Here is a 23,076-nt window from a genome sequence, read left to right on the forward strand (position 1 = left end):
TGTTGATTATGCTTGCATATGTTCCGCATTCTAGGGTGCGCGGCCTGCTGCGCTCGCGAGTCAAATGGCTTGACCCATTTCCGGTATTTGGTAATACCAGAATGGCAATACGAGAATGGACATCACAAAAGACCAAAGAGGCTGGCCCTGCTTTCATCAGGCGCTATGCTTGGTCCTTGGAAAAATGAATTGGGAGGATGCCGATGCCGTCGACAATGAAAGGTCCGGGGCTGTTTCTGGCGCAGTTCGCGGGCGATGCCGCGCCGTTCAATTCGCTGGCCTCGATCACCAAATGGGCGGCCGGCCTCGGCTACAAGGGCGTACAGATCCCGACCTGGGACGCACGCCTGTTCGACCTCGAGAAAGCGGCGTCTTCCAAGGCCTATTGCGACGAGGTGAAGGGCATCTGCGCCGATGCCGGCGTCGAGATCACCGAACTGTCGACGCATCTTCAGGGGCAGTTGGTGGCGGTGCATCCAGCCTATGATGGGCAGTTCGACGGTTTTGCCCCGGCGTCAGTACACAACAACCCGAAGGCACGGCAGAAATGGGCAGTCGAACAGATGAAGTTCGGCGCCAAGGCGTCGAAGAATCTGGGCCTCAAGGCCTCGGTGACGTTTTCCGGGGCGTTGGCCTTCCCTTACCTTTATCCCTGGCCGCAGCGGCCGGCCGGCTTGATCGAAGAGGCGTTTGCCGAACTCGGCAAACGCTGGAAGCCGATCCTCGACGTCTATGACGAGAACGGCGTCGATGTTGGCTATGAGATCCATCCGGGCGAAGACATCTTCGACGGCGCCACCTTTGAAATGTTCCTCGACGCGGTTGGCGGTCACAAGCGCTGCAACATCAATTACGACCCGTCGCATTTCCTCTTGCAGCAACTCGACTATCTCGAATTCATCGACATCTATCACGAGCGGATCAAGGCGTTTCACGCCAAGGACGCCGAGTTCAATCCGACGGGACGGCAAGGCGTCTATTCCGGCTACCAGAGCTGGACCAATCGCGCCGGGCGGTTCCGCTCGCTGGGCGACGGGCAGGTCGACTTTGGCGGCATTTTCTCCAAGCTCACCCAGTATGGCTATGATTCCTGGGCGGTGCTGGAATGGGAATGCTGCCTCAAGCATCCGGAGGACGGCGCGGCTGAAGGCGCGCCCTTCATTCAGCACCACATCATAAGGGTGACGGAAAAGGCATTCGACGATTTCGCCGGCGGCACGACGGACAAGAAGATGCTGCGTGCGATGATGGGAATCTAGCGCGATTTCCCTCCCCCTCGAGGGGAGGGTGGCCCGAAGGGCCGGGTGGGGTCGGTTCGTACTGGGCTCTACTTTTCAACGACCCCACCCGATCCGCTGTGCGGATCGACCTCCCCTCAAGGGGGAGGTGAACAACGAGGAGAGAAAAATGGTCGGCGCATCGAAGTCGGAAGCGGGAGGCGGCCCGATCCGCTATGGCATGGTCGGTGGCGGCCAGGGTGCCTTCATCGGCGCGGTGCACCGGATCGCGGCGCGCATGGACAATGACTTCGTGCTGGTGGCCGGCGCGCTGTCGGCCAATGCCGAACGCGCCAAAGCGTCCGCCGCCGAGCTCGGGCTCGATCCAGCGCGCAGCTATGCGTCTTATGCCGAGATGGCCAAGGCCGAGGCCAAGCGTCCGGACGGCATCGAGGCAGTGGCCATCGTCACCCCCAACAATGTGCATGTGCCGGCGGCCAAGGCGTTTCTCGAGGCCGGCATCCACGTCATCTGCGACAAGCCGCTGGCTACGACTTTGGCCGAGGCCAAGAAGCTCGCGGCAGTGGTCGAAAAGACGGGCAAGGTGTTCGTGCTGACGCACAACTACACCGCCTATCCGATGATCCGCCAGGCGCGCGAGATGGTGGCCAAGGGCCAGCTTGGCGACATCCGCATCGTGCAGTCGGAGTATCCGCAGGACTGGCTGACCGAGGATCTTGCCGCCACCGGCCAGAAGCAGGCGGCGTGGCGCTCCGACCCCAAGCAGGCGGGTGCCGGCGGTGCGCTCGGCGACATCGGCACGCATGCCTACAATCTCGCGCGCTTCGTCTCCGGTCTGGAGCTCGATTCGCTGTCGGCCGATCTCGATGCCTTCGTGCCCGGGCGGCAGCTCGACGACAACGTCAACGTCATGCTGCGCTTCAAGCCGGTCGGCAAGACGCATCCGGCCAAGGGCATGATCTGGGCGAGCCAGGTGGCGCCCGGCCATGAGAACGGGCTGAAGTTGCGCATCTATGGCTCCAAGGGCGGGCTGGAATGGGTGCAGGCCGACCCGAACTATCTCTGGTACACGCCGTTCGGCCAACCCAAGCAGCTGCTCACCCGCAATGGCGCCGGCGCGCTGCCGGTCGCCGGCCGTGTCAGCCGCGTCCCCTCGGGCCATCCCGAAGGCTATCTCGAAGGCTTCGCCAACATTTATCAGGAGGCCGCGCGGGCGATCCGTGCGGCCCGCAAGAAGGGTGGCAAGCCGGGCAAGGAGGTTGTGTTCCCGACCATCCAGGACGGCGTCGAAGGCATGGCCTTTATCGAGGCTTGCGTGAAGTCGTCGAAGAAGAACGGGGCGTGGACGAAGCTTTAGGCGGCGTCTCCCCCTCACCCGGATTGCCAGCCGAATTGCGGAAGACAATTCGGGGCAATCCGACCTCTCCCCGAGGGGAGAGGAGGTGTTGGCGCCGACGCAAAGTCTCTTCTCCCCAACGGGGAGAAGGTGGCCGCGAAGCGGCCGGATGAGGGGGCATGGCGCGAAGCTGGCGAAAGAAGACCGGCGCGCCGTCAAATGGGGAGGGAATGTCGATGAAAATCGGCATGTGCATGTTCTTGTGGACGACCAACGTCTCGAAAAAGCACGAGGCGCTGCTCAGGGACATCAAGGCGACAGGCTTCGATGGCGTCGAGATACCGGTCTTTGCCGGTGCGCCTGACGACTACAAGAGGCTTGGCGAGCTGCTCGACAGCATCGGGCTGGAGCGCACGGCTGTCACGGCGATGGGCGATCCGGCGATGAATCTGATCTCGCCGGATGCGGCGACCCGCAAGGCCGGCATCGACTACATGAAATGGGCGATCGACTGCAGCGTGGCATTGGGCGCGGATAGGCTGAGCGGTCCGTTGCATTCGACGCTCGGCGCCTTCTCCGGCAGTGGGCCGACCGCCGCCGAAAAGAAGCGCTCAATCGCCTCGCAGCGCGCCATCGGCGATCATGCCGGCAAGCGGGGCGTCACCATCGGGCTGGAGGCGCTCAACCGCTTCGAATGCTATCTGCTCAACACGATGGCCGACCTGTCCGAGCACATCGACGCCATCGACAGGCCGCACATCAAGGCGATGTACGACACCTTCCACGCCAATATCGAGGAGGCCGACCCGATCGGCGCCTATACCAAGCACCGACGGAATGTCGTCCATATCCACATTTCGGAGAATGACCGTGGCGTGCCGGGGCGCGGCAACATTCCGTGGAAGGAGACTTTTTCGGCGATCCGCAAGAGCGGCTATGACGACTGGCTGACCATCGAGGCGTTTGGGCGCTCGCTGAAGGATCTGGCGGCGGCGACCAAGGTGTGGCGGGATTTTTCAGAGACGCCGGAGGCGGTGTATCGGGAGGGGTATAGGCATATCAGGGATGGGTGGAAGAAGGCGGCGTAGGGGCGTCGTCCGACAAGCGCTTGCGATCCTTCGCGCCCCCCTCTGTCCTGCCGGACATCTCCCCCACGAGGGGGGAGATTGGCAGGTCGGGCGCGCCGCTTATTCCTGCGACGCTGGAGATTGGCGAAGGCTAAGGTGACGGCCAATCTCCCCCCAAGTGGGGGAGATGCCCGGCAGGGCAGAGGGGGGCGCTGTCCCGCCGGCGTCTCGCAGCGTCACCCCTGCTCGGCCTGGATCCTGTTGTAATCATGGATCGTCCGGCTCAACCTCCGGCGCAGGAAATTCGAGATGTTGTCGAACACGAACACGACGAACAGCGTCAACAGCACCATGTAGAAGACGTTGGCCCAGTTGGAATTGGTGCGCATCGCTTCCCACAGCTTCAGGCCGATGCCGCCGGCGCCGACGGCGCCGATGATGGTGGCGCCACGCGTGTTGGATTCCCACTGGTAGAGCGTCTGGCTGATGAAGACCGGGATGACTTCAGGCATCACGCCATAACGCTGCACCAGCAAGCCGTTGGCGCCGGTCGACTTGATGCCTTCGCGCGGCTTGTCGTCGATGTTCTCCAGGCTTTCCGAATAGGTTTTGCCGAGCGTGCCGATCTCGGTAAAGAAGATCGCGGCGCTGCCAGCCAGCGGTCCGGGGCCGAAGGCGCGGGTGAAGAACAGCGCCCAGATCAGCATGTCGACCGAGCGCATGAAGTCGAAGAAGCGCTTGAGCACCTGGCTGAGCAGGCCGCTCGGCGTGATGTTGCGGGCGGCGAAGAAGGCGAGCGGAAAGGCGACGAAGGCGCCGAGCAAGGTGCCGAGAAACGCCATGACGATGGTCTGCAGCAGCTTCGTCCAGACGTCGCCATGCTGCCACTGCGCGTTGTTCCAGATGTTGTCGCCGGCCAACGCCAGGTTCGAGGTGCCGGGTTTCAGTTCCGGTCCGGACCAGATCAGCGAGATCACTTCACCGGTCGATTTGCCGAAGAAGGGCGAGCGCGTGTCGAAGACGAAATTCGCCCAGCCGAGGAAACGCTTGCGGACCTTCACGCGGTCGACGGTGACGCGCACCTCGCCGACAAAGCCTATCTTGGCGACGACCTCGTCGTCATGCGCGGTGATCCAGTCGGGCACCGGACCTGATATCACCGGCTTGCCGCTGGTCAGGGCGACAGGCACCGTTTCGCCATTGGCGACAATCGTCGCCTTGGTCTTGTCGAAGGTGACGGACTTGGCCTGGCCGTCGATCAGCACGGTGAAGGTGCCGTCGGCGTTCCTGACCACCCAGTCGGGATTGGGGTTGTCGCCGAGGGCGGAAAAGCGCGGGTATTTCGGCGTGATCTCGGGCTGGTCGAGGCGGAATTCCGGCTGCAGATCGTAGCTGATCCATTGCGACAGGAAGAGCGGCAGACGCTCCCAATGCGATTCCCTCAGCACCTGCGGCAGGCTGAAGAACCACAAGGCATAGATGAGGTAAAGCACGGTGCCGGCAACCAGGAACAGCGGCCAGAAGCGCTGGAGGAACGGGCGATGGAACACGTGCGGAAAGCGCTCCTCGATGGCTTTGATCTCATCCACAGTCATGGCCATGGTCACGCTCCGCCCATCAAAAAGGCCTGCTCACCCACCAGCTTGCGGCGCAGCCAGGCGGAGAACTGGTCGATGATGAAGATGGTCGTGAACAAGAGCAGCACCAGCGCCAGGGTCTTGGCGCCGAAGCCGCGTGAAATCGAGAGCTTCAGTTCCTCGCCGATGCCGCCGCCGCCGACGGCGCCGATGATGGTCGAAGCTCGCACGTTGATCTCGACGCGCAGCAGTGTGTAGGACAGGAAATTGGGCAGCACCTGCGGCAGGTCGGCGAAACGCACGCGCTCGAACCAGTTGGCGCCGACGGCCTTCAGGCCTTCCTCGGCGCGCATGTCGATGTTCTCGTTGATCTCGTAGAACAGCTTGCCCAGCGCGCCGATCGAATGCAGACCGATGGCGATGATGGCGGCGATCGGGCCGGTCGACACGATGGCCGCGAACAGGCCGGCAATGACGATCTCCGGAAAGGCGCGCAGCAGCTCCATGAAGCGCTTGACGACGAGCCGCAACGCCGGATGCGGCGTCAAATTGCGCGCGGCGATGAAGGAAAACGGCACGGCGAAGATGAAGCCGATGAAGGTCGAGACCAACGCCACGTTGACCGTGGTCAGCATCAGCTCGAAATATTCAGGGATGTAGAAGCCGCCCCAGATATAGACGCGGCCGAGCGGAAAGTTGAATTCCTGGGTGCCGGTGTCATGCGGCGAGGCGATGTCGAACAGCGCCCGCCAGACATCGTTCCAGTCCTTGGGGACCAGCCAGCTGAGGAAATCGAGGATGTGCGGCAGCCGGTCGAAAAAGTGGCCGGCATTGGCCTCGTCGGCGAACCACATGCTGGAAAACATGGCGGCAAGCAGCAGGCTGATGCCGAGCACGGTATAGAGCCGACGCAACGATGTCTGGCGTCGCCAGGCATCGGCCATCTGGTGGGTGACGCCGGAGGGCGCTGTCACGGAAAGGGTCATGATCGGAGATGCAAAAAGGGCGGTGTTTTAGAACACCGCCCTTTTCGATTTCGCCGTTAGCCGCCGATGGCTGCCTTACGGGCTTCGACGATGACGCTGTAGAAGTCAGGCTTGACGGGAACGTAGCCGGTGAAGTCGCCACCTTCGACGCCTTCGAAGCAGGCCTTGTCCTTCTTCGGCAGGTCGGTGAAGAAGGCGGTCAGCTTGGCGGTCATGTCGTCACCGAGCGCGGTGCGCACTACCAGCGGGCCGTTCGGGATCAGGCCCGAGCGCCAGACTTCGACGAAGTCGTTGGGGTCGACGGCGCCCTTGGCGACTTCCTTGTGGAAGGTGCCGGAGGTGTAGCCGTTCTTGAAGTCGCCGATGCCCGAGGAATCGTCCACCGCCACGTCGACCTTGCCGTCGCGGACGGCAAGAACGTTGTTCTCATGGCCGCCATTGAACTGGGTCGAAGCGAAGAAGGTTTCGTTCGAGGCGCCAGTGTCCTTCGGGATCTGGGTCAGCGGGATCAGGTAGCCCGAGGTCGAATCCGGATCGGCATAGCCGAGCTTCTTGCCCTTGGCCGACTTGATGTCGGTGATGCCCGAGGACTTGAGCGCCAGGCCGATCGAATAGTAGCCGGTGGCGCCGTCGGTCTGCTGGGTGGTGAGGATCGGGGTGACCGCCTTTGGGTCCTTGATGTAGACGCTGGCGTAGCCGGAAGCGCCGAGTTCGGCGAAGTCGAGCGTACCGCCGAGCAGGCCCTGGATAACGCCGTCATAGTCGGCGGCCGGGAACAGCGAGACCTTTTCGAAGCCGAATTCAGTCTTCAGGTGGTCGGCCAGGCACTGGTAGTTGCGCAGACGGTCGGTTTCGTTTTCACCGCCGAGGATGCCGACGCGGAATTCCTTGAGGTCGGCCGCGTGAGCCATGCTGGTTGCCATGGCGAGCACCGATACGGCGCCGAATACCATCTTCCTGAACATTTTATCTCTCCTGTAGGTTCCGGCCCCGCGCCGGCAGCGTTCTTGATTTGAAGGTGCCCTTGACGCGGGCTGGCGATCCCAGCCGCTCAGTATCCCGGGAAAGCGGGTTCGAGCGGGCTGGCGGATGCTTCGATCTTTTGCTTGTAGGCGATGCTGGTCGAGGTGATGGCCTCGGAGATTCAGCGCCATTGGCGTCGGCGCCATAGACCTGGCGCACGGCTTCACGGTTGAGCGCTTCCGGCGGGCCGTCGAAGACGATTTTGCCGGCGGCCATGCCGATGATGCGGTTGCAATAGGTGCGGGCGGTGTCAAGCGTGTGCAGATTGGTGACGACGGTGATGCCTTCGCGCAGATTGATATCCTGCAGCGAGTCCATCACCACCTTGGCGTTGAGCGGGTCGAGTGAGGCGATCGGCTCGTCGGCGAGCAGCACCTTGGGCTGCTGCATCATGGCGCGGGCAATCGCAACGCGCTGCTGCTGGCCGCCGGACAACGTGCCGGCCGGCTGCAGTGCCGTGCGGGCGATGTCGAGGCGCTCGAGCGCGGCGACCGCCTCGGCGCATTCGGCACGGGTGAACATGCCGAGCAGGTTGGAGAAGGTCGAGCGATGATTGAGCCGGCCGAGCAGAACGTTGGTCAGCACATCAAGGCGCGGCACCAGGTTGAACTGCTGGAAGATCATGGCGCAGTCGCGCTGCCAGCGCCGCAACGGCGAGCCGCGCAGCCGCGAGACTTCGGCGCCGTCAAAAAAAATCGACCCCTGGCTGGGGTCGATGAGACGATTGATCATACGAAGAAGGGTGGACTTGCCGGCGCCGGAACGGCCGATGATGCCGACCATCTGGCCCTGCGGGATCGACAGGTCGATGGCGCTGACGGCGGTGTTCTTGCCAAATCGGCGGGAGACGCCGCGGATTTCGAGAGTGGCAGAGCTTGCTGACATGGCAGGTTCCAGTGCGGACCATATTGATCGTCAGGCTTTCGCCTAGCGCAGCCACATGAACCTGCCGTGTCGCCAGCATGTCAGTTTTGTTACGCTCCACAGCTGTGAGTTATGAGCGACCCAGGACCAGCAGCTCTTCGAAATGGTTCATGTCGTTGAAGCTGCAGAAGGCTGGCGGCTTGATTTCGATCACCGGAGCCTGCTGTTCGAAGAGCGCCAGACTGTCGTCGAAGAAGTCCCGCCATGCGGCAGCCCGGTCATCGGGAAGACGCTGGATCTGGTAGGCGAAGGTGATGTGAAAGATGTAGCTATCGTGGTCGGGGTGGCGGTAACCGAACGGCACCGATAGCGTATCGCGCCAGGCGCTCATGGCGCGCCTGTCTTGCTCAGTGGCACCGGCAACGGTGAGGCCGGTCGGCACGACCTCAAGCACCTTGATGTTGAACGCACCGCGGCCCTCAAAGCCCTTGAGCCGCTCCAGATAGAGGCTGGTCATGTCGTCGACGCTGGTGTCGAGCGGCACGTCCTGCGGCCAGTAGGGCAGCCGGCGACGGTATTCGATGATGCCCTGAAACAACGTCATGTGCAGGCTGGAGATCGGCGTGAAGGCCAGCCGGTCGGCATCCGGCATGGCGCGCATGCGCTCGCGCACCTCGATCACCACCGCCTCGGAAGGCGACCCGCTCACGAGATGGCTGACGACCGTGTTGCCGGGCTCGAGCAGGAAATTGCCCGCTGTGTCGTATCGCGTGCCGAGATGCACAGGTGGCTTGGGGTTGGTGCCTTCGAAAAAGCCGGCGAGCGAGGGTCTGATGGATTGAGGCATTGCGATCTCCTGTGGGGAGATGGCCTCGTGTCCGAGTCATGTGTCAAGGATGTGAATCGGGCCGATCTTATGACGATGATGTGATGGGCTATCCGCCGTATTTTTCCAGGAAAGCCTCAGCCTCTAGCTCGCGAAAATCATCGAGCGCGGCGCGCAGCCTGGTGTGGCCCCAGTCCCACCAGGCAAGCGCCTGGTAGCGTTCGGCGGTGCGGCGGTCGAAGCGTTCGCGGATCGGTTTTGCCGGCACGCCGCCGACGATGGTGTAGGGCGCGACATCCTTCGACACCACCGCACCTGCGCCGACCGCGGCGCCATCGCCGACAGTCACGCCGGGCAGGATGGTCGAGCCGTGGCCAAGCCAGGTGTCGTGGCCGATGGTGACGCGTTTGGCACGGCGCTGGGCGAAGAATTCGCTCTCATGCTCGGCGTCGTCCCAATAATCCGAGGCGCGGTAGGTGAAGTGGTGCAGCGTCGGCCGCCATGTCGGATGGTTTGTGGCGTTGATGCGCACGGCGGCTGCGATGTTGGCGAACTTGCCGATCGTCGCGCACCAGACGGCGCAGTCCTGCATCATGTAGGAATAGTCGCCGAGGATGCTCTCGGAGACCCGGCTGCGGTCGGCGATCTCGGTCCAGCGCCCCAATGTCGAATTCTCGACCTGCGCCGTCTCATGGACGAACGGCGCCTCCGATAATTTCCTGCTCATGCGGCGATTTTTCCGGCGGCGAAGGAGGTGACGTCGATGATGCGGTCGGCGACGGCGTCACGCACATCCAGGTCATGGAAGATGCCGAGCAAGGCGACGCCGGCCGCCTTCTTGCTGGCGATGAGCGCAACCACGACATCGCGGTTTTTGGCGTCGAGCGAAGCGGTCGGCTCGTCGAGCAGCAGGACGGGATGCTCGGTGATGAAGCCGCGCGCGATGTTGACGCGCTGCTGTTCGCCGCCGGAGAATGTCGCCGGAGGCAGCGCCCAGAGTTTTTCCGGCAGGTTGAGCTGCGCAAGCAGGGCGCACGCTTTCTCCCGCGCGCTCTCGCGGTCCTCGCCGCGTTCGACCAGCGGCTCGGCGACGACGTCCAGCGCCGAAACGCGCGGCACGGTGCGCAGGAACTGGCTGACATAGCCGATCGTCTGGCGGCGCACGGCCAGCACCGTGCGCGGGCTGGCATTGGCGAGATCGATCAGGCCGCCCTCATGCTGAACGATGATCTGGCCTTCGTCGACGGCATAGTTGCCGTAGAGCATTTTCAGGATGGAGCTCTTGCCTGCGCCGGAGGGGCCGCCGAGCACGGCGCATTCGCCGGCCCGGATCGAGAACGAGACGCCGGCGACGACCGGCAGCTTAACGCCGTCGCGCAGATGCATGGTGAAGCTTTTGGCGACGTCGGAGACAACGAGGGGCGTGGGCATGGTCAGACCTGAAGAATCGAAGAAACAAGCAACTGCGTGTAAGGCGCACGCGGATCGTCGAGGACGCGGTCGGTGAGACCGCTTTCGACCACGCGGCCGTCCTTCATCACCATCATGCGCTGCGACAGAAGCCGCGCCACCGCGAGGTCGTGGGTGACGACGATGGCCGCGAGGCCGAGATCGGTGACCAGCCCGCGCAATAGGTCGAGCAGGCGCGCCTGCACCGAGACGTCGAGGCCGCCTGTCGGCTCGTCCATGAACACCAGGCGCGGACCGGTGACGAGGTTGCGGGCGATCTGCAGGCGCTGACGCATGCCGCCGGAAAAAGCGCGCGGCTCGTCGTCGATGCGGTCTTCGTCGATCTCGACTCGTGACAGCCAGTCAACAGCGGTGGCGCGGATCTTGCCATAGTGGCGGTCGCCGACGGCCATTAGCCGCTCGCCGACATTGGCACCGGCAGACACCGTCATGCGCAAGCCGTCGGCCGGGTTCTGGTGGACAAAGCCCCAGTCGGTGCGCATCAGGAAGCGGCGCTCGGCCTCGCTCATCCGGTAGAGCTCGCGGAACTGGCCGTCGCGCAGCCGGTAGCTGGCGGTGCCGGAGGAAGGCAAGAGCCGCGTCGACAGGCAGTTGAGCAGCGTCGTCTTGCCGGAGCCGGATTCGCCGACGACGGCCAGGACTTCACCCGGCCAGAGGTCGAAGGTGACGTTCTCGCAGCCGACGCGCGAGCCGTAGAATTTGGACAGTGCTGAGACGCGCAACAGCGGTTCGTCGGTCATTGCGCCGGCTCCATTTTTTCGGAGACAGGATGGGTTTCGGGGGCAAGATGGCCGCGATGGCCATCGGCACGCCGCTTCTCGCAATGATCGGTGTCGGAGCAGACGAACATGTGGCCGCCATGGTCGTCGAGGATGACCTCGTCGAGATAGACATTCTCGGCCGCGCACAGCGCGCAGGGCTGGTCGAAGGTCTGCACCTCGAACGGATGGTCCTCGAAGTCGAGGCTGACGACATCGGTGAAGGGCGGCACGGCGTAAATGCGCTTTTCGCGTCCGGCGCCGAACAGCTGCAAAGCTGGCGAGCGGTGCATCTTCGGATTGTCGAATTTCGGCGTCGGCGAGGGGTCCATCACATAGCGGCCCTCGACTTTCACCGGATAGGCATAGGTGGTGGCGATACGGCCGTGTTTGGCGATGTCTTCATAGAGCTTCACATGCATCAGGCCATATTCCTCCAGCGCATGCATTTTTCGCGTTTCGGTCTCGCGCGGTTCGAGGAAGCGCAAGGGTTCCGGGATCGGCACCTGATAGACCAGAATTTGGCCGGCGCTCAGCGGATGTTCGGGGATGCGGTGGCGGGTCTGGATGATCGAGGCGGTTGCCGTGTCGGTGGTGACGGCGACATTGGCGACCTTCTTGAAGAAAGCGCGGATCGAAACGGCGTTGGTGGTGTCATCGGCGCCCTGGTCGATGACCTTCAGCACATCGTCGGGCCCGATGATCGAGGCGGTGACCTGCACGCCGCCAGTGCCCCAGCCATAGGGCATCGGCATTTCACGCGACGCGAACGGCACCTGATAGCCGGGAATAGCGATGCCCTTGAGGATCGCCCGGCGGATCATCCTTTTGGTCTGCTCGTCGAGATAGGCGAAGTTGTAGGTGGCGATGTCGGTCATGGCGATCACATCCACATTGTGCTATCGAACTGGCGTCCAGGACGCGCAAACAAGGGCGAAATCGGATGACCCAAACCGGTTGGATGCATCTTGGAATTCTGCTGCTGGCATTCGTCGGCGTGGTCGCTTTTCTTCTTCGAAGGATGGTTCTGCCTGCCCCGAGGGAGGGCGCGCATGGCGAGAACATCGGCGGTAGCGACAACTACAGTGGCGGGTATGGCGGCCATTCCCATGATAGCGGCGGCGGTCACGGTGGGTCGGGCGACTAGGCTCATTCCGCGGCCTCCTTCTTGTCTTCCAGCACGTCGGTATTTTCGCGCGCGTCGTGTTCCGCGCGCATGCGGCGCACGAGGTCGAGTTCGGCCTGGAAGTCGACATAATGCGGCAGCTTCAGATGCTCGACGAAGCCGGTCGCCTGGACATTGTCCGAGTGCGAGATGACAAACTCCTCGTCCTGCACGGCGGCGACGACATCCTCTCCCAGTTCGGTAGCGCGCAGCGCGCGGTCGCAGAGCGCCATGGCCATCGCCTTGCGCTCGCTCTGGCCGAACACCAGGCCATAGCCGCGGGTGAATTGCGGCGGCGCCTTGGCCGAGCCCTTGAACTGGTTGACCATCTGGCACTCGGTGACGCGAACGCTGCCGAGCGGCACAGCGAAAGGCAGTTCCGGCACGTCGAGCTCCAGCTCGACCTCGCCGATGCGGACCTCGCCGACGAACGGATGGTTGCGGGCATAGCCGCGCTGCGTCGAGTAGCCGAGCGCCAGCAGAAAACCCTCGTCGCCGCGTGACAGCGCCTGCAGGCGGATGTCGCGCGCCATCGGGAATTCCAAGGGTTCGCGGGTGATGTCGCCGGGAACATGGTCCTGCGGCATCTCGCCGTCCGGCTCAATCAGGCCTTCGCGGGCAAGGATCGCCGAGACGCGCGGCATAGCCTGCGCTTCCGTCTCGCGCTGCAACGGTTCGGCGACGTCGGCGCCTGCAGCGAGCGCGGGATCGAGCAGCCGGTGCGTGTAGTCGAAGGTGGGCCCAAGCAACTGGCCGCCGGGCAGGTCCTTATAGGTCGCCGACACACGCCGCTCGACCAGCATCGCGCCGGTGTCGATGGGATTGCTGTAGCCGAAGCGCGGCAGCGTGGTGCGGTAGGCACGCACCAGGAAGATCGCCTCGATCATGTCGCCGCGCGCCTGGACGATGGCGAGCGCGGCCAGCTCCCGGTCATAGAGCGAGCCTTCGCTCATCACCCGGTCGACGCCGAGCGCCAACTGCTCGACGATCTGGTCGAGGCGAAGTGCCGGCACTGAACGGTCGCCGCGCCGGCGGTCGGCGAGCAGGCTGTGGGCATTACGAATAGCGGCCTCGCCACCTTTTACCGCGACATACATTTTACGCCTCCATCGTCTTGATGCGCGTTGTGCGTGGCAGGCAGGCGATGCCGTCGGGCGCTGCCAGGATGATGTCGACGCCGCGTGGAAAGCGGCTGATATTCTGCTTCCACTGCTCGACGAAATGGCGCGGCATCTGCGCCGGCGCGATGGTGGCAGAGGTTTCGATGCCGGGACCTTCGAGCAGCAGCGGCGCGCCGGAGACGAGATCGCCGACCTGCAGGATCAGCGTCGTCGACCGATCGGGATAGTCCTGCGTGCCTTGCGAAAAACCGTCGAGGGCCGCCATCTCCGCCGGGTTGGCGATCACGGCGAAATGCGCATCGGCAGGCGTGTTGGCGAGCGGCGCGCCGGCGTGGAAGCCGAGCCAGGCTTTTACCGCGGCCGACGTCTGCAAAGCAGGGTCGAGCCAGAGCGGCGTGTCGTGGTCGCACAGCGAAAGCGCGATGGCGCCGGCGGTTGCCGACAGTGGCGCCGGCGGGCGGGCGAAGGCCGGCAGGGCCTGCACACTGCCCGGCCGCGCCATGGCGTCCATGATGGCGCGGAAGACCGTCTGGGCGTTGAACACCGGATCGGCGAAACCGCCGTCGATCGATTGGGCTGCGATGTCCATCAGTCTTCTCCGCGCACCATGGTGAAGAAATCCACTTTCGTTGCCGCCGTCTCGGCGCGGCGTTTTTCGCGCGCCTCGCCTTGGGCAGCCCGCAATGGCGCGACCAGCGCGGTCTCGACGGTCTGGCGTTGCGCCGGGTCCTGCCAGAGCGCGTCGGCGATTGCCGCCAGCTTCGCCTTCTTCCGGTCACGGCCGAGCGTGTAGCTGTGGCCAACCTGTCCGGATGGCAGCCGAACGGTGGCGCGGGTGACCGTGGCCTCGCCGACATTGAAGGGCGCGCCGCCGCCGCCGATCCGGCCGCGCACGGTGACCAGGCCGGTTTCCGGCCCGCGCAAGAGCTCGGCTTCAGAGGTCAGGCCGGCCTCGTTCCAGAGCCGGGCGATGTCGTCGCCGCTGGCCTGCGCCAGCGTCGCCATCACGGCTTTGCGCTCAGCCTGGTCGCGGGCTTCCTGTCCTCGCATGGAGCAACTCCCTGAGTGCGTAAAATTTGTCTAGTGATATAGACAACTATACAAATTATACCTATTATCTAACCCGTGTCCATGACGGGTGGATGACAGGGGCGGGACGGGGAACGAAAATGGTCGGTCAAAAGAGCGCGAGCAGCATCGAACGCCGCAGCGGTGTCTCGTTGTGGCGGCAGATCGCCGACCAGATCCTGCATTCGATCGCGGCAGGCGATTTTGCCGAGAACGCCGCCCTGCCGCCGGAAGTGGCGCTGGCCGAACGCTACGGCGTCAACCGCCACACGGTGCGCAGCGCCATTGCGGCTCTCGTGCAGGAGGGGGTGCTCAGAGCCGAACAGGGGCGCGGCACTTTCGTGTTGTCGCGCAAGCGGCTGTCCTATCCGATCGGCGCCCGGACGCGGTTTTCGACAGGCCTTCAGGGGCAGACATCGGAACGGCACATCGTGCTGCTCACATCAGTGGTTGAGCCGGCCAGCCAGCGTGTCGCCGAAGGGCTGGGCCTTGCCAGGGGTACTGAAGTGATCCGGCTGGAGACGCGCGGCGAGGCCGATGGACGCCCGGTGTCGCGGGCTGCCAGCTGGTACGAGGCCAAGCGTTTCGCCGGCATCGATGCTGTGATGGCGGAGACCGGTTCGATCACCGCCTCGCTTAAGCGGTTCGGTATCGACGATTATCTCAGGCAATCGACGGTGCTGTCGGCGCGCCACGCCGATGCCGCCGATCTCGCCGACCTCGACCTGCAGCCCGGCGCCATCGTGCTGGTCGCGGTCGCCATCAACGTTACGCCGGACGGGCAGCCGATCCAGTTCGCCGAAACGCGGTTTCCGGCGGAACGGGTGGAGCTAAAGCTGTCAGCCCTGTAAGCCGCCTGCCGGCGCCTTAGGCAATCTCAATCACCGCCTTGATCAACCCGGATTTCTCATGCGCCCAGCGGGCGAGATCATCAGGCGTGCTGGCCAGTGTCGTGCGGTGGGTGACGAGTTTGGCCAGCGGCACCGCGCCGTTGCGGATCGAGGCGGCGACGTGGTCGAAGTCGGCCTTGAGCGCATTGCGACTGCCGATCAGGGTCATTTCGCGCTTATGGAATTCGGGATCGGAAAAGACGATGTCGTCCTTGACGACGCTGACCAGCACCAATGTGCCGCCATGGGCGACATGGGCGAAGGCAGACTGCACCGAGGCGGTGTTGCCGGTGGCGTCGAAGACGACATCGAAACCTTCCCCGCCGGTAGCATCGCGCACCAGCTCGGCTGCCGCCTTTTGCGAGCCGTCGAGTGTGGCGAAGCCGAGTTCGCCTTTGGCAAAATCCAGCCGCTCCGTGCTCATGTCGAGCAGGCTGACATCGAGCCCGGCGATGCGGGCAAACAGCGCTGTGCCAAGCCCGATCGGCCCGGCGCCGATGACCAGTGTGCGGGCACCTGGTTCAGCGCGGGCGCGGCGCACGGCATGCGCGCCAATGGCCAGAAACTCCACCGCCGCGGCATCGGCCAGCGACAGGCCGTTTGCCGGATAAAGATTCTGCGCCGGCACCAGGATCTGCTCGGCCATGGCGCCGTCGCGATGCACGCCGAGCACTTCGATCCTTACGCAGCAATTCGGCTTGCCGTGCCGGCAGGCGATGCATTTGCCGCAAGCGAGATAGGGGTTGATGATGACGGGCTCGCCAATGGCAAGGTCGACGCCTTCGCCGGTCTCGATGACGGTGCCCGACACTTCATGGCCCATGATGCGGGGGTAGGCGAGGAACGGATGCTTGCCCTCGAAGATATGATAGTCGGTGCCGCAGATGCCGACATGGCTGACCGCGACCAGTGCCCAGCCGGCAGGGGGAGCGCCGGGTGCGGCGCGGTCTTCCAGGACAAGGTCACCGGGCGAGCGGCAGACGGCGGCTTTCATTGAGTAATTCCGTTGTTAAAAAGGTGCCGGTCCGTTGGTTGAGCGGACCGGCGCAGAGGGTCAGGGAGGATTCATTTGCCGCGGCGGCGCAGGCCGTCGAAGTAGACAATGACGATGATCAGAACGCCGGTGATGATGCGCTGCCAGAAGGCGTTGACGTTGAGCAGGTTGGCGCCGTTGTTGATGGTGGCGAGGATGAAGGCGCCGAGCAGCGGGCCATGCACCGAGCCGACGGCGCCGAACAGCGAGGTGCCGCCGATGACGGAGGAGGCGATCGCCTGCAACTCCCAGCCCTCGGCCTGGGTCGGATTGCCGATGCCGATGCGCGAGGCCAAGAGCACGCCGACGAAGGCGGCGCACAGACCAGACAGCGTGTAGGCCATGTAGATGGTGCGCTGGACATTGACGCCGGACAGACGTGAAGCCTCGGCGTTGGAGCCGACCGAGAAGAGATAGCGGCCCCAGCGGCTGTGATGCAGGAAGATATAGGCCGGGATGCCGACCAGGATCACCATCCAGAACAGATTGGGGACACCGATGAAGGAGTTGCGCGAAAACTCCTGGAAGGCGTCATTGTTGATCGAGATCGAGTTGCCGTTGGTCATCAGCAGGCCGATGCCGCGCAACGAGGTCAGCGTCGCCAACGTGATGATGAAGGGCGGCAGGCCCATCTTGACGATGCCGAAGCCATGGAACAGGCCGATGGCGACGCCGACGAGCAGCGTGAGCAGGATGGCGAGGAAGACCGGTACGCCGGCATTGATCAGCATGGCGGCGATGACGGTGGCGAAGCCGACCACGGCGCCGACGGACAGGTCAATGCCGCCGGTGATGATGACGAAGGTCTGGCCGACCGCCAGGATGGCGATCATCGAGCCCTGGCGCAAAAGGTTCGAGATGTTGTTGCCCGAGGCAAAGCTCTGCGTCGACACCGACAGGATGACCCACAACACGACCAGCAGCGCCAGCAGCGTCAGCCCGAACAGGGCATTGTAATTGCGTTTCGGTTTTTCGGCAGCTGCTGCTTCGGTGCTCATGTCTGTCCTCCCAGCTTTTCTTGTTTCTCGGCGAGCGCCTGCGTGAGAATTTCTTCATGGTCGGCGGTGCGGAACCCGTGCGTGGCGACCAGCTTGCCACGCCGGAAGACGTGCAGCGTGTCGGAGAGTTCATAGACCTCCGGCAAATAGGACGAGATCAGGATGATGCCGGCGCCTTTCGACAGAAGCGCACCGAACAGGCGGTAGATCTCGGCCTTGGTGCCGACATCGACGCCGACCGTCGGTTCGTCGAAGATGAACAGCTTGGCGCCATGCGCCAGCCATTTGCCGATGACGATCTTCTGCTGGTTGCCGCCGGACAGGCTGGAGGCAAGCGCGCCGCGCGTCGGCGTCTTGATCCTGAGGCCGGCTATCTGGCGATCCGCCTCGGCCTTTTCCTTCGCGCCCGAGATCAGCATGTTGCTGGAAATGCGCTTGTAGATCGGCAGATTGAGGTTGAGGCCGACCGGCAGATTGAGGCACAGACCCTGGTCGCGTCGGCTCTCTGGCGCCAGCGCCATTCCGAGCCTGATTGCGTCGTGCTCGGAATTGACCTGGACCGGCTTGCCTTCCCACAGGATCTGGCCGGCCGACTTGCGATGACGGCCATAGAGCGTGGTGACGAATTCGCTGCGCCCGGCGCCGATCAGGCCGTAGAGCCCGACGATCTCGCCAGCGCGCACCGAGACCGAGACGTTCTCGAAGCCTTTGCCCGACAGGTTCTTCGCTTCGACGATCACCGCACCCGGGGTAAAATGCTCCTTGTGGTAGACCTGCTCGATCGAGCGGTTGATCATCATCTTGACCAACTCGGCGTCGTTGGTCTCAGCGATATTCCTTGTACCGACAAGCGTGCCGTCGCGCAGCACCGAGACACGGTCGGCGAGCTCGAACACCTCTTCCATGCGGTGGCTGATGTAGATGATGGTGACGCCTTCGCCCTTCAGCCGGCGGATCAGCTTGAACAGCTGGTCGGCCTCCTTGCGGGTGAGATAGGCGGTCGGCTCGTCGAAGATCAGGAATTTAGTGCCCCGCACCGTGGCGCGGGCGGCGGCGATCAGTTGCTGCTGGCCGATGGTGAGATCGCCGAGAACGACATGCGCCGGCAGGTCGAAGCCGAGATCGTCGATGATCTTTTGCGCGTCCTTGACCATGGCGCGCTGCTGCAGGATGCCATAGCGCGAGTTCTCCTCGCCGAGGAACATGTTGGCCGCGACCGTCAGGTGGCGGCAGAGCACGACCTCCTGGTGCACGGCATTGATGCCGAGCGCCATCGCTTCGTGCGGGGTGGCCAGCGCTGCGGGCTTGCCCTCCCAGATGACGTCGCCGGAGGTGCGCGGCATGACACCGGTCAGAAGCTTGATCAGGGTAGACTTGCCGGCGCCGTTTTCGCCGACGATGGCGTGAATCTCGCCGGACTTGAAGGCAAGGTTCACCGGCTTCAGCGCGTGGGTGCCGGGATATCGCTTCTCCAGCCCCTTGAGTTCGAGGATCGTCCTGCCGGGCTCCAAGGTCGGGGCCGGGTGCAGTTCCTGCGCCGTGGACGTCATGACAATCCTCCCAGATTGGTCCTGCGATTGGGCACGTAGACCAGAGCCTGTCGCATCACGATAGATCGGGATGCGGGGTGTCTCCGGGGCAAGAGGCCCCGGAGACGATGCGCCTGTGGCGATGCTCAGTCGAGCTTCGGATTGAGCAGCGCGTCGATCTTGGGCTCTTTCATGTTGGCCTTGGTGACCAGGTTGGCGCCGGTGTCGACATTGGCTTCGACCTTCTCGCCCTTCGAGGCGGCGAGCGCGGTCTTGATGCCGTCATAGCCCATCCGGTACGGGTCCTGGACGACGAGGCCGGAAATGACGCCGTCATTGAGGAACTTGATGAGCTTCTCGTCGCTGTCGAAACCGATCAGACCGACCTTGCCGGCAAGGTTGTTCTCGGCGATCGCTTGGCCGACGCCCTGCGCCATGATCAGGTTGGACGCGAAGATGCCCTTCAGGTCGGGGTTGGCAGTGATCAGGTCGGTCGCGATGTTGAGGCCGGTCGTGGCCTGGCCGTCGGCATATTTGTCGGCGACCAGTTCAAGGCCCGGATATTTCGCCTTGAGCTGTTCCTTGAAACCCTGCGCGCGCTGCTCGAGCGAGCCAGCGCCGGGAAGCGCGGTGATCAGGGCAACCTTGCCCTCGACCTTGCCGCCGTTCGCCTCGCCGATCGCCGCGGCGAGACCGTCAGCGGCGACGCGGCCGCCCTGGACGTTGTCGGTGGTGAGGAACGAGGTGAAGGCCTTGGAGTCGGCGCCGGAGTCGATGCCGATGACCTTGACCTTGCTTGCTGCCTCGTCGATCGGCTTGCCGAGCGCCTTGGCTTCGGTCGGCGCGATGACGACGGCGGCCGGGTTGCCGGCSACGGCGTTCTCGAGGATCGAGATCTGGCCGTTGACGTCAGTCTCGGCCTGGGCGCCGAGTTCCGGCACATTGACGCCGAGATCCTTGCCGGCCTTGCGGGCGCCGGCCAGAACGATCTGCCAGTAGAAGGACGTGGTGTCCTTGACGATGATCGGAATGGTCACATCGGCCGCCGAAGCCGGCGCCGTGTGCAGCGCGCCGGCAAGCATCGAGGCGGCAGCGAGCGCCACAAGTGAGCGGCGGTTGAGAATGCTGGTCACGAATTTCATTAGGAATCCTCCCTAGATCGCCCGGTGAAGGTTACGGAAGCTCCATTCGGATAGGCGCGGCCCAAACAGAACTTTATCAATAAAAAACAGTTGACGCTTTTTGATAGTGCATCGATGCAGTCGACGCAAGCGGTGTTTCATATCGGCCTGCGCATGGCTCGGGGGAGAAGCCTCCATGCCGATCCTCAATGCCACGTCCAGACGCTTCCGATCCTCCTTGATGACTATGGAATATTAATTCCATCATCGAGTCAATATGGAATATTCATTCTTTCTTGAGGATGACGTGATCGTGGCGTTCCGTCAGCCGATCTCCTGCACGATGGTGTAGGGAGCATATTTCGCGAATTCCGTTTGCGGCACCTTGACGTCGAACAGGTCGAGATTGCGTGTCAGGTTGGCAGGCTTGGCAGTACCGGTCAGCACGCTGGCCACGACAGGCTCGTGCAGGGGAAACTGCAACGCCGCCGCCGCCAGCGGATAGCCGCCTTCATCAGCGATTTTCTCCATCGCGCCGACGCGTTCGAGTATGTCTGGTGTCGCCGGCACATAGTCGAAATGCGCGCCATGCACCGGCCCCGTCGCCAGGATGCCGGAATTGAAGACGCCGCCGATAATCAGCGAGGTCTGGCGCTGCCGGCAGAGCGGCAAAAGTTCAGCCTCGGCCGAGCGGTCGAGCAGCGAGTAGCGGCTGGCGAGCAGGATGCAGTCGAGTGGCGCTTCGCGCAGTACGTCGAGGCAGATTTGCACCTCGTTGACGCCGAGCCCGTAGGCGGAAATGATGCCCGACGATTTCAGCTCGTCCAGCGCCTTCAGACCGCCATCCATCAGCTGGCGAAAGTGCAGCTTCGTCTTCTCGACACCATGCGTGTAGGTGCCGATGTCGTGAACAAACAGGATGTCTATCCGGTTTAGCCCGAGCCGCGCATAGGAAAACTCGACCGAGCGCATGATGCCGTCATAGGAATAGTCGTAGTCGAGCGCGAAAGGCAGCGGGTCGACATAGGAATGATCGGGAACCTGGTCTTCCGGCACCGGACGGAACAGCCGTCCGACCTTGGTTGACAGCACGTAAGAATCTCGCGGCTTGTAGCGCAGGAAATCGCCGGTCCGCCGCTCCGACAGGCCGAAGCCATAGAAGGGCGCGGTGTCGAAATAGCGCAGGCCGGCCTCCCAGGCGGTCTGCAGCGTCTCCATCGCCGCCTCGCGCGGACAGGCCCGGTAGAGCCCGCCGATCGCCGCCCCGCCGAAGCTTATCTCGGTGACCTCGAGCGCAGTCGTGCCGATGCGGCGTTTGTTCATCCAAAGCCTCCCGTAGCGAGCCGTCTTTGCAGCCCGTGTTTTTCGTCAGTGTTTTAGAGTGTCGCGCCGAGATGCCACGGCACGAACTCGTTGTCGCCGTAGCCGAACGCCTCGCTCTTGGTCTTGCGGCCCGACGCGGTCTCGACGATCAGCTCGAACAGTTCGCGGCCCATGCCGGCGATGGTCTTCTCGCCCGAGGCGATGACGCCGCAGTTGACGTCCATGTCCTCTTCCATCTGGTGATACATGGTCGAGTTGGTGGCGACCTTGATCGATGGCGTCGGCCGGCAGCCGAAGCAGGAGCCGCGGCCGGTGGTGAAGACGATGATGTTGGCGCCGCCCGCCACCTGGCCGGTCGCCGAGACCGGGTCGTAGCCGGGCGTGTCCATGAACACCAGGCCGCTGCCGGTGACTTTCTCGGCATAGCCGAAGACGCCGTTGAGCGGCGTCTGGCCACCCTTGGCTACGGCGCCCAGCGACTTCTCCAGAATGGTGGTCAGGCCGCCGCGCTTGTTGCCGGGTGAAGGGTTGTTGTCGATCGAAGCGCCATGCTTGGCGACATGGTCCTCCCACCACTTGACGAAACCATCGAGCTTCTTGGCGATCTCGGGCGTTGCCGCGCGATAGGCGAGCAGATGCTCGGCGCCATAGATCTCCGTCGTTTCGGACAGGATGCCGATGCCGCCGACGCCGGCCAGGATATCGACGGCCGCACCAAGTGCTGGATTGGCAGTGATGCCCGACATGCCGTCGGAACCGCCGCATTGCAGGCCGACGACGATCTCTGAGACCGGGATCGGCTCACGCTGCAACGTGCCGACTTCCTCGGCGATTTCAGCCAGCACGCCCATCGCCTTTTCCACCGATTTGCGCGAACCGCCGGCGTCCTGGATGTTGAAATGGCGTTTTCCTGCAGCCGCACCCTTCTGACCGTAGAGAGTGAGCTGGTTGACCTCGCAGCCGAGGCCGACCATCAGCGCGCCGCCGAAATTTGGATGGCGGGTGTAGCCGGCGAGCGTCCGGTGCAGCACCATCATGCCGTCGCCGGTGCTGCTCATGCCGCAGCCCTGGCCATGGACGATCGGCACGAAACCGTCGATCCCCGGATATTTTGGCAGCAACGTGCGGTTAGCCTCGTCGGCGATGGCATGGCAGACGGTGGCCGAGCAATTGACGCTGGCGATGATGCCGATGAAGTTGCGGGTGCCGGCGCGCCCATCGGCGCGACGGTAGCCCATGAACGTGCGGGCGCGATCGGCCTCCGTCGCGTGCTCGGCCTCGCTCGGCGGCACCACCGGCAGGCGGCCGGACTCGAAAACCAGATTGTGCGAATGGACGTGGTCGCCGGGAGCGATGTCCTGCGTGGCGCGGCCGATCGCCTGGGCATACTTGACCACCGCCTCGCCGGCGGCGATAGGCTTGATCGCCACCTTGTGGCCGGGCTCGATCAAGGCCGTGGCGACGGCGCCGCCGGGGAGAGCGGTGCCGATCTCGATGCGGCCATTGGCGACCGCGACATTGTCGGCGGGAGACAGAAGAATGCTGTTCGAGGCGTTCACGGGCAGTTTCCTGGGTCTGTTCCTGGGGGGATGCGCGGATTGACACGCGTCTGTTTACATATAATGTCTTTTATCGGGAAAAAACATTTGTGCGTCAATTGTTTTTTCAGGAGGAGACCATGCA

22 protein-coding genes and 1 pseudogene are annotated in these 23,076 nt (G+C 63.6%); 4 read left to right on the plus strand and 19 right to left on the minus strand.

The genetic code is table 11. The annotated features are described in order from the left end of the window. The first annotated feature begins 203 nt into the window (after positions 1 to 203). From AC1DYO_RS23130 to AC1DYO_RS23140, 3 genes are all read left to right on the plus strand, one after another. Positions 204 to 1,259 (plus strand): sugar phosphate isomerase/epimerase family protein, encoded by a 1,056-nt coding sequence (locus AC1DYO_RS23130; protein ID WP_477266793.1) that lies wholly within the window; start codon positions 204 to 206, stop codon positions 1,257 to 1,259. A 148-nt stretch (positions 1,260 to 1,407) separates the two neighbouring features. Further along, the gene (locus tag AC1DYO_RS23135) at positions 1,408 to 2,595 is read left to right on the plus strand and encodes a Gfo/Idh/MocA family protein (RefSeq protein ID WP_477266794.1); all 1,188 of its coding nucleotides are present in this window, start codon (positions 1,408 to 1,410) and stop codon (positions 2,593 to 2,595) included. Positions 2,596 to 2,810: 215 nt separating this feature from the next. Beyond that, positions 2,811 to 3,662 (plus strand): sugar phosphate isomerase/epimerase family protein, encoded by an 852-nt coding sequence (locus tag AC1DYO_RS23140; protein ID WP_477266927.1) that lies wholly within the window; start codon positions 2,811 to 2,813, stop codon positions 3,660 to 3,662. 215 nt (positions 3,663 to 3,877) lie between these two features. Here the strand turns inward: AC1DYO_RS23140 and phnE (AC1DYO_RS23145) are convergent, their stop codons facing one another. The 13 genes and pseudogenes from phnE (AC1DYO_RS23145) to phnG form a co-directional block, all read right to left on the minus strand. Beyond that, the gene (phnE, locus tag AC1DYO_RS23145) at positions 3,878 to 5,236 is read right to left on the minus strand and encodes a phosphonate ABC transporter, permease protein PhnE (RefSeq protein WP_477266928.1); all 1,359 of its coding nucleotides are present in this window, start codon (positions 5,234 to 5,236) and stop codon (positions 3,878 to 3,880) included. A gap of 8 nt (positions 5,237 to 5,244) precedes the next feature. Continuing rightward, the gene (gene phnE, locus AC1DYO_RS23150; protein ID WP_477266795.1) at positions 5,245 to 6,204 is read right to left on the minus strand and encodes a phosphonate ABC transporter, permease protein PhnE; all 960 of its coding nucleotides are present in this window, start codon (positions 6,202 to 6,204) and stop codon (positions 5,245 to 5,247) included. Between the two features lie 56 nt (positions 6,205 to 6,260). Continuing rightward, entirely contained in the window at positions 6,261 to 7,169 is a 909-nt protein-coding gene (gene phnD, locus AC1DYO_RS23155) for a phosphonate ABC transporter substrate-binding protein (protein WP_477266796.1), read from the minus strand. A gap of 86 nt (positions 7,170 to 7,255) precedes the next feature. Then, a pseudogene (phnC, locus tag AC1DYO_RS23160) lies at positions 7,256 to 8,112 on the minus strand (phosphonate ABC transporter ATP-binding protein). A gap of 109 nt (positions 8,113 to 8,221) precedes the next feature. Continuing rightward, entirely contained in the window at positions 8,222 to 8,938 is a 717-nt protein-coding gene (locus AC1DYO_RS23165; protein ID WP_477266797.1) for a DUF1868 domain-containing protein, read from the minus strand. A gap of 88 nt (positions 8,939 to 9,026) precedes the next feature. Next, positions 9,027 to 9,644, minus strand: a complete 618-nt coding sequence (locus tag AC1DYO_RS23170) for a DapH/DapD/GlmU-related protein (RefSeq protein ID WP_477266798.1) — start codon at positions 9,642 to 9,644, stop codon at positions 9,027 to 9,029. Continuing rightward, on the minus strand, positions 9,641 to 10,348 hold the full coding sequence (phnL, locus tag AC1DYO_RS23175) for a phosphonate C-P lyase system protein PhnL (RefSeq protein ID WP_477266799.1): 708 nt from the start codon (positions 10,346 to 10,348) through the stop codon (positions 9,641 to 9,643). Before phnL ends, AC1DYO_RS23170 begins: the two co-directional genes overlap by 4 nt. A gap of 2 nt (positions 10,349 to 10,350) precedes the next feature. Beyond that, positions 10,351 to 11,127, minus strand: coding sequence for a phosphonate C-P lyase system protein PhnK (phnK, locus tag AC1DYO_RS23180; RefSeq protein ID WP_477266800.1), 777 nt, complete (start codon positions 11,125 to 11,127; stop codon positions 10,351 to 10,353). Beyond that, entirely contained in the window at positions 11,124 to 12,023 is a 900-nt protein-coding gene (locus tag AC1DYO_RS23185; protein WP_477266801.1) for an alpha-D-ribose 1-methylphosphonate 5-phosphate C-P-lyase PhnJ, read from the minus strand. The genes phnK and AC1DYO_RS23185 overlap by 4 nt, the downstream gene beginning before the upstream one ends. Positions 12,024 to 12,028: 5 nt before the next feature. Then, on the minus strand, positions 12,029 to 12,298 hold the full coding sequence (locus tag AC1DYO_RS23190) for a hypothetical protein (protein WP_477266802.1): 270 nt from the start codon (positions 12,296 to 12,298) through the stop codon (positions 12,029 to 12,031). After that, entirely contained in the window at positions 12,295 to 13,407 is a 1,113-nt protein-coding gene (locus AC1DYO_RS23195) for a carbon-phosphorus lyase complex subunit (RefSeq protein WP_477266803.1), read from the minus strand. The genes AC1DYO_RS23190 and AC1DYO_RS23195 overlap by 4 nt, the downstream gene beginning before the upstream one ends. A 1-nt stretch (position 13,408) precedes the next feature. Further along, positions 13,409 to 14,020: a phosphonate C-P lyase system protein PhnH gene (gene phnH, locus AC1DYO_RS23200; RefSeq protein WP_477266804.1), complete on the minus strand. Its 612-nt coding sequence runs from the start codon at positions 14,018 to 14,020 to the stop codon at positions 13,409 to 13,411. Continuing rightward, positions 14,020 to 14,481 (minus strand): phosphonate C-P lyase system protein PhnG, encoded by a 462-nt coding sequence (gene phnG / locus AC1DYO_RS23205; RefSeq protein ID WP_477266805.1) that lies wholly within the window; start codon positions 14,479 to 14,481, stop codon positions 14,020 to 14,022. Before phnG ends, phnH begins: the two co-directional genes overlap by 1 nt. A 119-nt stretch (positions 14,482 to 14,600) precedes the next feature. Between phnG and phnF the strand changes: the two genes are divergently transcribed. Next, the gene (gene phnF, locus AC1DYO_RS23210; RefSeq protein ID WP_477266806.1) at positions 14,601 to 15,350 is read left to right on the plus strand and encodes a phosphonate metabolism transcriptional regulator PhnF; all 750 of its coding nucleotides are present in this window, start codon (positions 14,601 to 14,603) and stop codon (positions 15,348 to 15,350) included. A gap of 16 nt (positions 15,351 to 15,366) precedes the next feature. Here the strand turns inward: phnF and AC1DYO_RS23215 are convergent, their stop codons facing one another. The 6 genes from AC1DYO_RS23215 to AC1DYO_RS23240 form a co-directional block, all read right to left on the minus strand. Then, a complete protein-coding gene (locus tag AC1DYO_RS23215; protein ID WP_477266807.1) occupies positions 15,367 to 16,383 on the minus strand; it encodes a zinc-binding alcohol dehydrogenase family protein in 1,017 nt (338 codons plus the stop codon). Positions 16,384 to 16,454: 71 nt separating this feature from the next. Further along, entirely contained in the window at positions 16,455 to 17,420 is a 966-nt protein-coding gene (locus AC1DYO_RS23220) for an ABC transporter permease (protein WP_477266808.1), read from the minus strand. Then, the gene (locus AC1DYO_RS23225; protein WP_477266809.1) at positions 17,417 to 18,970 is read right to left on the minus strand and encodes a sugar ABC transporter ATP-binding protein; all 1,554 of its coding nucleotides are present in this window, start codon (positions 18,968 to 18,970) and stop codon (positions 17,417 to 17,419) included. Before AC1DYO_RS23225 ends, AC1DYO_RS23220 begins: the two co-directional genes overlap by 4 nt. A gap of 125 nt (positions 18,971 to 19,095) precedes the next feature. Then, positions 19,096 to 20,091 (minus strand): substrate-binding domain-containing protein, encoded by a 996-nt coding sequence (locus AC1DYO_RS23230; protein ID WP_477266810.1) that lies wholly within the window; start codon positions 20,089 to 20,091, stop codon positions 19,096 to 19,098. Positions 20,092 to 20,394: 303 nt separating this feature from the next. After that, a complete protein-coding gene (locus AC1DYO_RS23235; protein ID WP_477266811.1) occupies positions 20,395 to 21,393 on the minus strand; it encodes an aldo/keto reductase in 999 nt (332 codons plus the stop codon). A 53-nt stretch (positions 21,394 to 21,446) separates the two neighbouring features. Continuing rightward, entirely contained in the window at positions 21,447 to 22,952 is a 1,506-nt protein-coding gene (locus AC1DYO_RS23240) for a UxaA family hydrolase (RefSeq protein WP_477266812.1), read from the minus strand. Positions 22,953 to 23,076: the final 124 nt, after the last annotated feature.

This window comes from Mesorhizobium sp. P2_F5 (assembly GCF_056403715.1).

What these genes read in the sequence shown, in the direction of transcription:
- AC1DYO_RS23130 (WP_477266793.1), top strand. Translation starts at nt 204, where the DNA reads ATGCCGTCGACAATGAAAGGTCCGGGGCTGTTTCTGGCGCAGTTCGCG.
- AC1DYO_RS23135 (WP_477266794.1), top strand. Translation starts at nt 1,408, where the DNA reads ATGGTCGGCGCATCGAAGTCGGAAGCGGGAGGCGGCCCGATCCGCTAT.
- AC1DYO_RS23140 (WP_477266927.1), top strand. Translation starts at nt 2,811, where the DNA reads ATGAAAATCGGCATGTGCATGTTCTTGTGGACGACCAACGTCTCGAAA.
- phnE (WP_477266928.1), bottom strand. Translation starts at nt 5,236, where the DNA reads ATGACTGTGGATGAGATCAAAGCCATCGAGGAGCGCTTTCCGCACGTG.
- phnE (WP_477266795.1), bottom strand. Translation starts at nt 6,204, where the DNA reads ATGACCCTTTCCGTGACAGCGCCCTCCGGCGTCACCCACCAGATGGCC.
- phnD (WP_477266796.1), bottom strand. Translation starts at nt 7,169, where the DNA reads ATGTTCAGGAAGATGGTATTCGGCGCCGTATCGGTGCTCGCCATGGCA.
- AC1DYO_RS23165 (WP_477266797.1), bottom strand. Translation starts at nt 8,938, where the DNA reads ATGCCTCAATCCATCAGACCCTCGCTCGCCGGCTTTTTCGAAGGCACC.
- AC1DYO_RS23170 (WP_477266798.1), bottom strand. Translation starts at nt 9,644, where the DNA reads ATGAGCAGGAAATTATCGGAGGCGCCGTTCGTCCATGAGACGGCGCAG.
- phnL (WP_477266799.1), bottom strand. Translation starts at nt 10,348, where the DNA reads ATGCCCACGCCCCTCGTTGTCTCCGACGTCGCCAAAAGCTTCACCATG.
- phnK (WP_477266800.1), bottom strand. Translation starts at nt 11,127, where the DNA reads ATGACCGACGAACCGCTGTTGCGCGTCTCAGCACTGTCCAAATTCTAC.
- AC1DYO_RS23185 (WP_477266801.1), bottom strand. Translation starts at nt 12,023, where the DNA reads ATGACCGACATCGCCACCTACAACTTCGCCTATCTCGACGAGCAGACC.
- AC1DYO_RS23190 (WP_477266802.1), bottom strand. Translation starts at nt 12,298, where the DNA reads ATGAGCCTAGTCGCCCGACCCACCGTGACCGCCGCCGCTATCATGGGA.
- AC1DYO_RS23195 (WP_477266803.1), bottom strand. Translation starts at nt 13,407, where the DNA reads ATGTATGTCGCGGTAAAAGGTGGCGAGGCCGCTATTCGTAATGCCCAC.
- phnH (WP_477266804.1), bottom strand. Translation starts at nt 14,020, where the DNA reads ATGGACATCGCAGCCCAATCGATCGACGGCGGTTTCGCCGATCCGGTG.
- phnG (WP_477266805.1), bottom strand. Translation starts at nt 14,481, where the DNA reads ATGCGAGGACAGGAAGCCCGCGACCAGGCTGAGCGCAAAGCCGTGATG.
- phnF (WP_477266806.1), top strand. Translation starts at nt 14,601, where the DNA reads ATGGTCGGTCAAAAGAGCGCGAGCAGCATCGAACGCCGCAGCGGTGTC.
- AC1DYO_RS23215 (WP_477266807.1), bottom strand. Translation starts at nt 16,383, where the DNA reads ATGAAAGCCGCCGTCTGCCGCTCGCCCGGTGACCTTGTCCTGGAAGAC.
- AC1DYO_RS23220 (WP_477266808.1), bottom strand. Translation starts at nt 17,420, where the DNA reads ATGAGCACCGAAGCAGCAGCTGCCGAAAAACCGAAACGCAATTACAAT.
- AC1DYO_RS23225 (WP_477266809.1), bottom strand. Translation starts at nt 18,970, where the DNA reads ATGACGTCCACGGCGCAGGAACTGCACCCGGCCCCGACCTTGGAGCCC.
- AC1DYO_RS23235 (WP_477266811.1), bottom strand. Translation starts at nt 21,393, where the DNA reads ATGAACAAACGCCGCATCGGCACGACTGCGCTCGAGGTCACCGAGATA.